Origin of the sequence: Streptomyces atriruber (assembly GCF_001418325.1) — a bacterium.
Lineage (GTDB): Bacteria > Actinomycetota > Actinomycetes > Streptomycetales > Streptomycetaceae > Streptomyces > Streptomyces atriruber.
The window spans coordinates 1-12,184 of sequence record NZ_LIPN01000173.1; the positions used below are offsets into that span (position 1 = coordinate 1).

Below are 12,184 nucleotides of genomic sequence, written 5' to 3' on the forward strand. Positions count from 1 at the left end.
GGTGGGCGCGGGCGACGCGCTGTGGCAGGTCGCCGTCGCGCTCGGGGGGTTCGGGCTCGCGGTGGGTGCGCTCGACGCGTCCATGAACATGCTCGGAGTCAGTCTCCAACGGGCCTACGGGCGCAGCATCATGCTCGGGTTTCACGCCGCGTACAGCTTGGGCGGGATCGTGGGGGCGTCGCTGGCCTGGGCCGGGGCGCACTGGGATCTGTCGCTCTTCGTCTCCTATCTGCCGGTCGTGGCCGTGTTGTTGCCGGTCGCGCTGGTCGGGAGCCGGTGGTACGTCGACGCGGCGAAGGCCGAGGTCGGGGGCGCGGGGGACGGTGGTGGTGCCGTCGTCTTCAAGGTGCTCCTGCCGCTCTGTCTGGTGATGACGTTCGCGTACATCGGCGACTCGACCGTCTCCAACTGGAGCGCCAAGTACCTGCAGGACGTGCTGGGGAGTTCGGAGGAGGTCTCGACCGTTCCGTACAACGTCTACATGGTCATGACGCTGGTGGGGCGCGGGCTCGGGGATCTGGGGGTGCGGCGGTTCGGGGCCGTGGCGGTGGTGCGGGCCGGGTCGGTGGTGGCCGCGCTGGGGTTCGCGGTCGTGGCGGTGGCGCCGGGGGCGTGGCTGGGCATCGCCGGATTCACGGTGCTCGGACTGGGATTGTGCGTGATTGTTCCGCAGACGTTCGCCGCGGCGGGACGATTGTTCCCGGGGGCTTCGGATGCGGCCGTCGCGCGACTGAACATCTTCAACTACGTGGGTTTTCTGATCGGTTCGCCGCTGGTGGGCGGGCTCGGGGACGCCTGGAACTACCGGGGGGCGATGCTCGTTCCCATGGTGCTGGTGCTCTTGACCTTGTTGTACGCCCGCTCCTTCGCCCCGGGACCGGACGGGTACGGTGACGGGCATGAGCGGCCGCGCACAGCTGATGTGGGACGAGGCAGTAACGGGCTATGACTTCGGCCCGGGTCACCCGATGGACCCGGTCAGGCTCGGGCTGACCCGAAGCCTGGTCGACGCCTTCGGGCTCGACCGGGAGCTTGAGGTGGTCGCGGCCAAGCGTGCCGGTGATTCGACGCTTCGGCTCGTGCACCGCGGGGACTATGTGGACGCGGTGAAGGCCGCGTCCCTCGACCCCGCGTCCGCGCGGGGGGAGTACGGACTCGGCACGGAGGACGACCCGGCCTTCGCCGGGATGCACGACGCGTCGGCGCTGATCGCCGGCCAGTCCGTCGGCGCGGCCGAGGCCGTCTGGCGCGGGGACGCGCTGCACGCGGTGAACTTCGCGGGCGGGCTGCACCACGCGATGCCCGGCGCCGCCTCCGGGTTCTGCATCTACAACGACGCCGCGTTGGCCATCGCCCGCCTCCTTGAGCTGGGCGCGGAGCGCGTGGCGTACGTGGACGTGGACGTGCACCACGGCGACGGCGTGCAGGCCGCCTTCTGGGAGGACCCGCGGGTCCTGACGATCTCGCTCCACGAACATCCGCGGACGCTGTTCCCGCAGACCGGCTGGCCCGAGGAGACGGGTGCGGACGGCGCGGCGGAGGGCACCGCGGCGAACATCGCGCTGCCCGCGGGCACCGGGGACGCCGGGTGGCTGCGGGCCTTTCACGCCGTGGTGCCCGAGCTGCTCGCCGAGTTCCGGCCCCAGGTCCTCGTGACGCAGCACGGCGCGGACACGCACTTCGAGGATCCGCTGGCGCACCTGGCCGTTTCGCTGGACGCCCAGCGGTCGGTGCAGGTCGCCTGCCACGAGCTGGCCCATGAGCACGCCGACGGGCGATGGGTCGCCCTGGGCGGTGGGGGATACGCGGTGGTGGACGTGGTGCCGCGGTCCTGGACGCATCTCGTCGCCGTCGCCGCGGGGCGGCCCGTCGAGCCCACGGCGCAGATCCCCGACGCATGGCGGCAGGAAGTCTTCGCGCGGACCCGGCAGTTGGCGCCCGGGCGGATGACGGACGGGCGGTGGCCGGTGGACTGGAAGGGCTGGGAGTCGGGATACGACCCCGCCGACCGGCTCGACCAGGCGGTGCTCGCGGCCCGGCGGGCGGTGTTTCCGCTGCGGGGGCTGCTCGCGTAGGGGGTACCCAGGATCTTGGGTACCCGGTCCGACCGATCGGATTGGATTATGCCCGCGTTAGCCCAACTGTGCGTGGTTTCCGGGGTTTTGTGGTTCGGGTCCGTCCGGATGCGCCAGCATCGGCAGCGTGTTGAGCACCGGCGCCCTGCGTGCGCATCTGTTGGCGGCTCGGTTGGCCGGGCCCGTGGCCACCTCACGGGAAGAGAGCCTGCGGAGCTATCGGCTCTTCGCTGCCCGGGACCCGCGGATACTTCTCGGGCTCGACCCCGAATGGAGCTGGGGCTCCGGGGACCTGCTGCGCCTGATGTCCGACAAGTGCGGAGTGTCCGCCGATCCGGGCCACACCTCGGGAGCCGATGTCATCGACCCGGAGCGGACGCTGGCGGCGCTCGACGCGTTCGCGGAACGGCTGGCGGTCGCGGCGCGATGGCGGGTCCCCGTGCTCTTCGGGACCGGTCATCCGCACCGGCTGCTGGGGTTCTACGCAGCCTTGGCGGACGCCTTGTCGGCGGCCGGATGCACCGTCCTCACCCCCGCGCAGGGCAGCAGTGTCGACATAACGACCCGGTTTGGCCTACGTACGTACAACCTTGACTACGTACAAGGAGTCGCGCTGGTGCGCGAACCCGGCGCGCGTCCCGCCGGGAGTGAGACCGGCGCACACACCCACTCACCCCTCCCGGTTCGAGCCGCCCTGGATGCCGCGGCGGAGGCCGGCGGACCGCTTCCCGGCTTGGTCATCGGGGACCACGGATGGGTCTGCGGAGCAGGTCAGCTGGGGTTTGAGGCGATCGGTCTGGCGGATACGGATGATCCGGCGCTGTTCGTCGGGGAGGCCGAGGGGCAGGTGTCCGTCGTCGTTCCGCTTGATGACGCTGTGCGGTCTGATTACTACCGACCGCTTACTCGCTATGTACTCAATCGAGCGTGTCTGTCACAGTAGGCGGCCGATGGCTGCTCCTCTTCCCCACTCGCATCATCCGCCCCTAGTCTGGGGAGTGAGCGCGCAGCGACGAAGAGTCACCGGAAGGGGAAGCCGGTGCCCGTCATGTGCGGAAGGTTCAGGTGGGGTGTCATGGCTGCAGACCAGAGGCCGCTGAACGAGGTTCAGTTTCTGACCGTGGCGGAAGTCGCCTCGGTGATGCGAGTGTCCAAGATGACCGTGTACCGGCTGGTGCACAGCGGTCATCTGCCCGCCATCCGGGTCGGAAGGTCCTTCCGGGTTCCGGAGCAGGCGGTTCACGAGTACCTCCGCGAGTCCTATGTGGGGGTCGAAGCAGGTTGAGCGAGGGGTCCCCAGGGCCCGTCGCGCAGGGGCCATGGCCCCTCGATTACGTCCCTCACGCGGGGACGGGTAGGCTAGGCCGACGTAGGTCGTGTGGGCCCAGTCTGCTGCCCCGCACCGAGTGAAGAGAAGTGAGCGAGGGTAGTCGTGGGCTCTGTTATCAAGAAGCGGCGTAAGCGGATGGCCAAGAAGAAGCACCGCAAGCTGCTGAAGCGCACCCGCGTTCAGCGTCGCAACAAGAAGTAAGCGACCGCTGTAACAGCGTGTTCCGAAGCCCTCCCGTCATCCGACGGGAGGGCTTCGGTGTTTTCGGCCGTCTCTGGGCTCACGGACATCACACCGCAACGTCCACCAGATAGCGTGGTCCGGAACACAGCCGTCGGTGGCGCGGCGAGGGGTTTGGGGAAAGGCAGGCGCTGATCTTGGGCAAGGTCGTGCTCGTGACCGGAGTGGCCCGACAGCTGGGCGGCCGGTTCGTCCGGCGCATCCAGCGTGACCCCGACGTCGACCGGGTGGTCGCCGTCGACGCGGTCCCACCCGAGCACCATCTGGGCGGTGCCGACTTCGTCCGGGCCGACCTCCGGCAGCCCACGATCGCCAGGGTGCTCGCCGAGCACAGTGTCGACACGGTCGTGCACATGGACGTCACCGCGACCGCGCTCGGCGGCCGCGGGGGCAGGGGCGGCCGCGGCTCGGTCAAGGAGACCAACGTCATCGGCACCATGCAGCTGCTCGGCGCCTGCCAGAAGTCGCCGACGGTCCAGCGGCTCGTGGTGAAGTCCAGCACCAGCGTGTACGGGTCGGCGCCCAAGGATCCCGCGGTCTTCACGGAGACGACGCCGCCCAAGTCGCTGCCCAGCGGCGGTTTCGCCAAGGACGCCGTCGAGGTCGAGGGCTATGTGCGCGGCTTCGCGCGGCGCCGCCCGGACGTCGCGGTGTGCGTGCTGCGCTTCGCGAACATCCTCGGGCCCGCCGCGGACTCCCCGCTCGCCGAGTACTTCTCGCTGCCGGTCCTGCCGACCGTGTTCGGCTACGACCCGCGCCTGCAGTTCGTCCACGAGGACGACGCGGTCGAGGTGCTGCGGCTCGCCTCGCACGACCCGCAGCGAGGCACGCTCAACAGCGGCACGTTCAACATCGCCGGTGACGGCCAGCTGCTCCTGTCCCAGTGCTCGCGGCGGCTCGGCCGCCCCACCGTGCCGATGTTCCTGCCGGCCGTCACCTGGGTCGGCTCCGCGCTGCGCACGCTCGGTGCGACGGACTTCTCGCCCGAGCAGATCAGGCTGCTCACCCACGGCCGGGTCGTGGCCACCCGGCAGATGCGCGAGACACTGGGGTTCGGGCCGAAGTACACGACCGCGGAGACCTTCGCGGACTTCGTGCGCAGCCGGGGCCCCGGGCTGCTGCCACCAGGTGCCCTCGCGGGGGCAGTCGACCGGATCGCCGCGCTGCCCCTCGCGGGTGGCCACCAGAGCGCCAACTGAGGAGAGCGTCAACGATGGCGGACGCCAAGGTCATTCCGTTCGACGACGACCGGTCGCGCGGCAGCGCGCAGCGCACCTCGCGCCGCAGGTCCGCGCCCCGGCGCAAGGGCGACCCCGTGGCCGGGGTCAAGGCGCTGCCCGGGCAGCAGGAGGGGCAGCAGCAGGGCGCGCGGCAGCGCCCGGAGCCCCAGCCGGCGGCGCCCGGGGAGCCGCAGGGGAAGGTGCCGGAGCCGCGGGGCGGTGGCGGCTGGGACCGGCGCATCGCGGGCGGCCTCTCCTTCCTGCGACGGCGGCTCACGGGCGAGTACGAGGTCGACGACTTCGGCTACGACGAGGAGCTCACCGACCAGGTCCTGATGTCGATGCTCAGGCCGTTCTACGACAAGTACTTCCGCGTCGAGGTGAAGGGCATCGAGAACATCCCCGCCGACGGCGGGGCGCTGATCGTCGCCAACCACTCCGGGACGCTGCCGCTGGACGGCCTGATGATGCAGGTCGCGGTGCACGACAACCATCCCCAGGGCCGCCATCTGCGGCTGCTCGCCGCCGACCTCGTCTTCATGCTGCCGGTGATCAACGAACTGGCCCGCAAGGCCGGGCACACGCTGGCCTGCGCGGAGGACGCGGAGCGGCTCCTTGAGCGGGGCGAGCTGGTGGGTGTGATGCCGGAGGGCTTCAAGGGCATCGGGAAGCCGTTCAGCGAGCGCTACAAGCTGCAGCGGTTCGGCCGCGGCGGCTTCGTGTCGACGGCGCTGCGGACGGGCTCACCGATCGTGCCGTGCTCGATCGTCGGGGCGGAGGAGATCTACCCCATGATCGGCAACGCCAAGACCCTGGCGCGGGTCCTCGGGTTCCCGTACTTTCCGATCACGCCTACGTTTCCGTGGCTGGGTCCGCTGGGTGCGGTGCCGTTGCCGACGAAGTGGACGATTCAGTTCGGTGAGCCGATTGCGACGGATGGATATCCGCCGGAGGCGGCGGAGGATCCGATGCTGATGTTCAACCTGACGGATCAGGTGCGGGAGCAGATCCAGCATTCGCTGTACAAGCTGTTGGTGCAGCGGCGGTCGGTGTTCTTCTAGGCGCGGGTACGCAGCCGGGGGCGCCCTCCTCGATCAGGAGAGTGCCCCCGGCTGCGTACGAGCAGGGACTAGTTCGCGTCCTCGCCCTCGATGCCGAGCTCCGGGAGCTGCAGGCCGGGCAGGAGCGGGGGCAGCGTGACGTCCGGCTTGGCCGGGTCGCTGTGCTGACCGGGTTTGCTCTTGCCGTCCGAGGGCTCCGGGCTGGTCTTCTCGTCCGGCGGGTCGAGGAGGCCGCCGGTGGTGCCGCCGAGCAGGCCGTCGTCCTGGCGGTCCGACGTGGAGGGCTTCGGCTTGCTGTCGCTGCCCGTCCCGCTGCCGTGCGAACTGCCGCCGCCCGAGGGGTGCGAGGAGCGGCCGTCGGAGCCCTCCGAGCCGCTGGGGCTCTGGGACGTCCGGCCGGTGGAGCCGCCCTTCTCCGGTGCAGGGGGCAGCAGGGAGCGCAGCGGGTCGACCTCTTGGTCTATGGCGTCGAAGACGGAGTTCACCTGCTCTCCGACGTCGCCCAGCTGGACGGGGAGGCGGCCCTGGAGGTCGGTCCACGCTTCCCGGTGCGACTGGGAGAACGCGGACAGTGCCTGGATGGGGCCCAGGGAGCCGTCGCGTTCGTACGCCTCCAGGAGCAGGCGGTGGCCTTCCGTGGCGTCGTGCCGCATGCCGGAGAGGGCTCGCCTGACCTCGCCCAGGGACTCGTGGTCCAGGGCGCCCGAGCGGCCCCGCTCCATGAGCCTGCGGGCCTCGTTCAGCCGCGTCGACGCATGGTCCAGATAGATCTGGCCACGATCGGTGTCGTCGTCGGCCAGGCCCAGCTTGAAGTCCTCCATGCCGCGCTTGAGGCCGTACAACGAGTCGCCGGGGAGTGCGTCGGAGCTGGCCGCGGCCACTCCGCCGAACGCGCCGGCGGCGACGCCGACGGTGAGGCCGCCCGCGGCGATGCCCTTGGACAGACGGGAACGCGGCCGCAACTTCCCCAGGGCCCCCGCGCGATGGGCACCCTTGCGGGACCGTTGCTCGGGCACGGAGGGGCTGCCGCCCTCGAGGAACATGGCTTCCATCGCGGCCACGAGCTGGGCGCGCTGGACGACCTTGACCTCGGGGTCCAGGACGGGCTTGGGCAGCGCGTCGAGACCGTCCGTCAGGGCCAGCATGTGGCTCTGCTCGGTCGGTTCGGCGCGGCCGGTGGTTTCGGGGGACTCCATGGATGCGGCCGCTGGCACGGGCGCGGAGTCCTCGGACTGCTCGGCCGCCGGACCCTGGTCGGAATGCTCCTCCAGGGCCTGGGCGAAGGCGTTCGCCCGCCGGTGGGCCGATACGTTCGCGATCACTGGCGGCACCTCCTCTCGTCAAGACGGTCGACTCCCCAGGGGGTCCTGAGGGTTGCATGTCCTGACCATTTCCACACGATCGAGTGAGCGGAGCCAGCCAGGTAGCGACCACAGGGAGCCTGCATTCCGCACAACGAGCGTCGCGGCACTTGGGTTACGGACGAAAGATGATCGGACCGCGACAATTCCGTGGCGCCCATCTGGTCGCCACGGAAGGTGAGTTGGGCGCCACGGAGCGCTATCGGACGTCGTCGGGCAGGAGGCGCGCGAGCGTGCGCACCGCGCGGTACTGGAGGGTCTTGATCGCGCCCTCGTTCTTGCCCATGACCCGCGCGGTCTCGGCGACGGACAGTCCCTGGAGGAAGCGCAGGGTCACGCACTCCTGCTGCTGGGGGTTGAGGCGGCGGACGGCTTCGAGGAGGGCGGCGTTCGAGAGGGACTCCAGGACGGAGTCCTCGGGGCTGCGCTCGACTTCGTTGGCGTCGAGCATCTCGCCGGTGGTCACTTCGAGGCGGAATCGGCTTGATTTGAAGTGGTCGGCGACCAGGTTGCGGGCGATCGTGACCAGCCAGGCGCCGAAGTCGCGGCCCTGCCAGGTGAAGGTGCCGATGCGGCGGAGGGCGCGCAGAAAGGTCTCACTGGTGAGGTCCTCGGCGGTCGCCTTGCCGCCCACGCGGTAGTAGATGTAGCGGTAGACCGTGTCGCTGTACTGGTCGTAGAGGCGTCCGAAGGCGTCGGACTCGCCGGCCTGGGCGCGTTCGACCAGGTCCATCATGCGTGCGCTGTCGCTGTCCGCCGCGGGGCGGCGGGGGGTGGGGGCCGAGGTGGCGGCAGCGGAGCCGGAACGGGCCCGTCTGCTGACAGCCGCCCCGCTGTTGGCCAGGGCATAGCAGGGCCCGGCGGGTGCGGGGACGGCGAGTGCGGGGACGGCGGGGACGGCGTACGCGGTGGGGACGAAGCCGCGCAAGCGGTCGATGACCGTTGCGCGCAGCGTAGCCAGGCCCGAGGCGTCAACCCCGACGTGTGGGTACACGGGACTCCCAGAGGCAGAGCTTCCATCACGTGCAGTGCGGGACCGTTCACCCGTCGTAGCGACGTGCGGGGTCCCTAATGCGTCTGAGGAGAATAACGCTTCGTACAGGCAGCGCTACACCCAGTTGCTCAAATCATCGATTACGTCGCTTCTGTTACCGATTGACGCCCGTTCAAGTGCCGGAGAGTGAGCAATTGTTGATCGAATCGGGTCACATTCCGTGTCGGCCTGAGGCGTGTTGTGGCCGAGTGCTACCGGCGTGACTGGCGGGAGGCGTGGCGGGGTAGGACCGACGGAATGCTCGGGGCGGGGCGCACGGGCAGAGCCGGAACGTGCCTCCAGTGACGGCGGAACGTGCCTTCGGCGGTAGCGGAACGTGCCTTCAGTGGCGGCGGCGGTGCAGCGCCACGGCCGCGGCGGCACCGCCCGCGAGCGCGCCGACACCGGCGGCGGCCGGGATCCCGACCTTCGCGGCCTTGCGGCCCGTGCGGTAGTCCCGCAGCCGCCAGTCCCGCTCGCGTGCGTGCTTGCGCAGTTTGGCGTCGGGGTTGATCGCGTACGGATGCCCGACGAGGGAGAGCATCGGGATGTCGTTGTGCGAGTCGCTGTACGCGGCGCAGCGGCCCAGGTCCAGGCCCTCGCCGGCGGCCAGGGCGCGGACGGCCTCGGCCTTCGCGGGGCCGTGCAGGGGCTCGCCGACGAGCTTGCCGGTGTAGACGCCGCCGATGGACTCGGCGACGGTGCCGAGGGCGCCGGTCAGGCCGAGGCGGCGGGCGATGACCGTGGCGATCTCCACCGGGGCGGCGGTGACCAGCCAGACCTTCTGGCCCGCGTCGAGGTGGGCCTGGGCGAGGGCGCGGGTGCCGGGCCAGATGCGCTCGGCCATGTACTCGTCGTAGATCTCCTCGCCGATGGACATCAGCTCGGCGACCCGGTGGCCCTTGACGATGGACAGGGCGCTGTCGCGGGCATCCTGCATGTGCTCGGGGTCCTCGACGCCGGCCAGCCTGAACCAGGCCTGCTGCCAGGCGAATCGGAACAGCTCCTGGCGCTCGAAGAACTTCCGCTTGTAGAGCCCGCGGCCGAAGTGGAAGATCGCGGCGCCCTGCATCACGGTGTTGTCGAGGTCGAAGAAGGCGGCGGCCTTGTCGTCGCCGACGACGGGGAACTCCGGTTCCCGTGGTCCTTCGTCGGGCGCGGTCTCCGCGGCGAGGGCGTCGAGTTCCTCCAGTTCCTGGGAGGACTTGCGCGCTGCCTCAGCCGAGGCCTCGCCTGCCAACACGCTCCGCGCCGTGGCGGAGCGCCTACGGGGGGTGAGCCATCCGAGAGCGGCCATGTCGTGAGCATAGCCAGTTTGTTCGGTGGTTCCGGAGTCGGGAGGATTCGGGCCTGTGAACTCTCCGTGTCCGGGCGGTTCGGGGGCCGGGCGAGAATGGCGGCATGAGCCCGATTTTTCGACGTACGAAGAGGAAACCGCAGGAGCGGCTGGTCACCCTGATCGGGAAGCCGGGGTGTCATCTGTGCGATGACGCACAGTCGGTGATCGAGAAGGTCTGCGGGGAGCTCGGCACTCCCTGGGAGAAGAAGGACATCACGCAGGACGAGGAGCTGCACCGGGCCTACTGGGAGCAGATCCCGGTCGTTCTGGTGGACGGGGAGCAGCACACCTTCTGGCGCGTGGACGAGACGCGGCTGCGGCGCGAGCTCGGCGGGTAGGGCCGTCCGGCACTGACCGGTCAGTCCAAAGTGCCCGCAAAGTCGATTACGCTTTGGGGCGGTTTTGGTCTCGGGGGCGACGATCGTGAGGAGAGTGTGCGGTTTTGCCCCCATCAAATGAGCGACGACGTCGCCCGCGCGCCGGTTCCACGGTCGTGCGCCGGGAGTGCGTGACCCCGGTCACGTTGGCCGGGCAAATCGGACACCATCTTTGTGCACGCGTTCACAAAGACATAGCCTGCTTTCGACGGGGCGGTCTGGGGACGAGTGACCGCCTGCAGCCCCGCTCTACCCGCAGGAGCACCGTGGCAACTGGCCGAACTCACCGACCGGCGACCCGCAGCCGAGGAATTCCCGAGGCCACCGTCGCCAGGCTTCCGCTGTACCTCCGAGCCCTCACCGCACTGTCGGAGCGCTCGGTACCCACGGTCTCCTCCGAGGAGCTCGCGGCCGCCGCGGGGGTCAACTCCGCGAAGCTGCGCAAGGACTTCTCGTATCTGGGCTCCTACGGGACGCGCGGCGTCGGCTACGACGTCGAGTATCTCGTCTACCAGATCTCCCGCGAACTCGGGCTGACCCAGGACTGGCCGGTTGTCATCGTCGGCATCGGTAACCTCGGCGCCGCGCTCGCCAATTACGGCGGGTTCGCCTCGCGCGGGTTCCGTGTCGCCGCGCTGATCGACGCCGACCCGGCGATGGCGGGCACCCCCGTCGCGGGGATGCCGGTGCAGCACACGGACGAGCTCGAAAAGATCATCAGCGACAACGGCGTCTCCATCGGCGTGATCTCGACCCCCGCCGGGGCGGCCCAGCAGGTCTGCGAGCGGCTCGTCGCCGCCGGTGTGACCTCCATCCTGAACTTCGCGCCGACGGTCCTCTCCGTGCCCGAGGGCGTCGACGTGCGCAAGGTCGACCTCTCCATCGAGCTGCAGATCCTCGCCTTCCACGAGCAGCGCAAGGCCGGGGAGGACGCCGCCCCCGAGGGCCCCGTCCCGCCCGTCTCCGCCAAGCAGCAGCGCAAGGGACCCGACGGGGACGTCCCCGCCGTGATGCCGGCATGAGTCTCCTGGTCGTGGGGCTGAGTCACCGCAGCGCCCCGGTGAGCGTCCTGGAGCGCGCCACGCTGTCCGTGGACGCGCAGGCCAAGCTCCTGCAGGACACGCTGGCCGCCGAGCCCGCCGCCGAGGCGGCCGTGCTCGCCACCTGCAACCGCATCGAGCTCTACGCCGACGTGGACAAGTTCCACGCGGGCGTGGCCGAGCTGTCCACGCTGCTCGCGCAGCACAGCGGCGTCGGCCTGGAGGAGCTCACTCCTTATCTGTACGTCCACTACGAGGACCGTGCCGTCCACCACCTGTTCTCGGTGGCGTGCGGACTCGACTCGATGGTCGTCGGCGAGGGCCAGATCCTCGGGCAGATCAAGGACGCCCTGGCGCGCTCGCAGGAGCTGCACACCGCGGGCAAGCTCCTCAACGACCTCTTCCAGCAGGCCCTCAGGGTCGGCAAGCGCGCGCACTCCGAGACCGGCATCGACCGGGCCGGGCAGTCGCTCGTGACCTTCGGTCTCGAACAGCTCGCCGGGGGCGGGTCCGTGGAGGCCTGGGCCGAGGGCAAGCGCGCCCTGGTGATCGGCGCGGGCTCGATGTCCTCGCTGGCCGCGGCGACGCTCGCGCGCGCCGGCGTCCGGGAGCTCGTCGTCGCCAACCGCACGCTGGAGCGGGCCCTGCGCCTCGCGGAGATCCTCGCGGACTCCGGCACCGAGGCATCCGCGCGCGCCGTCCCCATGGCCGACGTGACCGACGAACTGACACGTGCCGACGTGGTGGTCTCCTGCACCGGCGCGACCGGTCTGGTGCTGACGGCCGAGGCCGTCGCCGCCGCCGTGGGCCGCACGACCCCGCCGCCGCCCGTGCGCGACACCCTCGCGCCGCCCGCGGACCCGGCCGGTACCACCGGGGGCGACGCCACCGGCTTCGAACAGCACGCGGCGTGGCTGGAGAAGGCGCAGGGCGAAGGCCCGGCACCGGCCGCCGCGCGGGACGGGGCCGCCTCCGACGGACGTACGACGTCGCTCGCACTCCTCGACCTCGCCATGCCGCGCGACATCGACGCGGCCGTGCACCGCATCGACGGGGTGCGCCTGGTCGACATCGAGTCGCTCGCCGAGGCGTCCGCGGACGCCCCGAT

13 protein-coding genes are annotated in these 12,184 nt (G+C 70.5%); 10 read left to right on the plus strand and 3 right to left on the minus strand.

The annotated features are described in order from the left end of the window. The 7 genes from AOK03_RS19680 to AOK03_RS19705 form a co-directional block, all read left to right on the plus strand. A partial coding sequence (locus tag AOK03_RS19680) for an MFS transporter (protein ID WP_055566620.1) occupies nt 1–949 on the plus strand: 949 nt, incomplete at its 5' end. Further along, entirely contained in the window at nt 900–2,075 is a 1,176-nt protein-coding gene (locus AOK03_RS19685; RefSeq protein WP_055566631.1) for an acetoin utilization protein AcuC, read from the plus strand. The genes AOK03_RS19680 and AOK03_RS19685, both read left to right, overlap by 50 nt. Before the next feature lie 127 nt (nt 2,076–2,202). Further along, complete coding sequence (locus tag AOK03_RS19690) at nt 2,203–3,018, plus strand: phosphatase (RefSeq protein ID WP_055566621.1); 816 nt, start codon at nt 2,203–2,205, stop codon at nt 3,016–3,018. 132 nt (nt 3,019–3,150) lie between these two features. Then, a complete protein-coding gene (locus AOK03_RS19695) occupies nt 3,151–3,360 on the plus strand; it encodes a helix-turn-helix domain-containing protein (RefSeq protein WP_157869005.1) in 210 nt (69 codons plus the stop codon). A gap of 147 nt (nt 3,361–3,507) precedes the next feature. After that, complete coding sequence (locus tag AOK03_RS41010; RefSeq protein WP_003948845.1) at nt 3,508–3,606, plus strand: 30S ribosomal protein bS22; 99 nt, start codon at nt 3,508–3,510, stop codon at nt 3,604–3,606. Between the two features lie 176 nt (nt 3,607–3,782). Then, entirely contained in the window at nt 3,783–4,844 is a 1,062-nt protein-coding gene (locus AOK03_RS19700; RefSeq protein WP_055566623.1) for an NAD-dependent epimerase/dehydratase family protein, read from the plus strand. A 14-nt stretch (nt 4,845–4,858) separates the two neighbouring features. Next, nucleotides 4,859–5,926: a lysophospholipid acyltransferase family protein gene (locus AOK03_RS19705; RefSeq protein ID WP_055566624.1), complete on the plus strand. Its 1,068-nt coding sequence runs from the start codon at nt 4,859–4,861 to the stop codon at nt 5,924–5,926. 68 nt (nt 5,927–5,994) lie between these two features. Here AOK03_RS19705 and AOK03_RS19710 read toward each other — a convergent pair whose 3' ends face one another. From AOK03_RS19710 to AOK03_RS19720, 3 genes are all read right to left on the minus strand, one after another. After that, entirely contained in the window at nt 5,995–7,248 is a 1,254-nt protein-coding gene (locus AOK03_RS19710; RefSeq protein ID WP_055566625.1) for a DUF5667 domain-containing protein, read from the minus strand. 238 nt (nt 7,249–7,486) lie between these two features. Continuing rightward, nucleotides 7,487–8,281 carry an ECF subfamily RNA polymerase sigma factor, BldN family gene (locus tag AOK03_RS19715; RefSeq protein WP_055566626.1) on the minus strand — a complete coding sequence of 265 codons (795 nt, stop codon included), beginning with the start codon at nt 8,279–8,281 and terminating at the stop codon, nt 7,487–7,489. A gap of 382 nt (nt 8,282–8,663) precedes the next feature. Then, nucleotides 8,664–9,617 (minus strand): HAD family hydrolase, encoded by a 954-nt coding sequence (locus AOK03_RS19720; protein ID WP_055566627.1) that lies wholly within the window; start codon nt 9,615–9,617, stop codon nt 8,664–8,666. Between the two features lie 104 nt (nt 9,618–9,721). Between AOK03_RS19720 and AOK03_RS19725 the strand changes: the two genes are divergently transcribed. From AOK03_RS19725 to AOK03_RS19735, 3 genes are all read left to right on the plus strand, one after another. Further along, nucleotides 9,722–9,997, plus strand: a complete 276-nt coding sequence (locus tag AOK03_RS19725) for a glutaredoxin family protein (protein ID WP_055566628.1) — start codon at nt 9,722–9,724, stop codon at nt 9,995–9,997. A 305-nt stretch (nt 9,998–10,302) separates the two neighbouring features. Next, nucleotides 10,303–11,058, plus strand: coding sequence for a redox-sensing transcriptional repressor Rex (locus AOK03_RS19730; RefSeq protein ID WP_055566629.1), 756 nt, complete (start codon nt 10,303–10,305; stop codon nt 11,056–11,058). Next, on the plus strand, nt 11,055–12,184 hold a 1,130-nt coding region (locus tag AOK03_RS19735; RefSeq protein WP_055566630.1), incomplete at its 3' end, for a glutamyl-tRNA reductase. The genes AOK03_RS19730 and AOK03_RS19735, both read left to right, overlap by 4 nt.

What these genes read in the sequence shown, in the direction of transcription:
- AOK03_RS19685 (WP_055566631.1), top strand. Translation starts at nt 900, where the DNA reads ATGAGCGGCCGCGCACAGCTGATGTGGGACGAGGCAGTAACGGGCTAT.
- AOK03_RS19695 (WP_157869005.1), top strand. Translation starts at nt 3,151, where the DNA reads ATGGCTGCAGACCAGAGGCCGCTGAACGAGGTTCAGTTTCTGACCGTG.
- AOK03_RS19705 (WP_055566624.1), top strand. Translation starts at nt 4,859, where the DNA reads ATGGCGGACGCCAAGGTCATTCCGTTCGACGACGACCGGTCGCGCGGC.
- AOK03_RS19720 (WP_055566627.1), bottom strand. Translation starts at nt 9,617, where the DNA reads ATGGCCGCTCTCGGATGGCTCACCCCCCGTAGGCGCTCCGCCACGGCG.
- AOK03_RS19725 (WP_055566628.1), top strand. Translation starts at nt 9,722, where the DNA reads ATGAGCCCGATTTTTCGACGTACGAAGAGGAAACCGCAGGAGCGGCTG.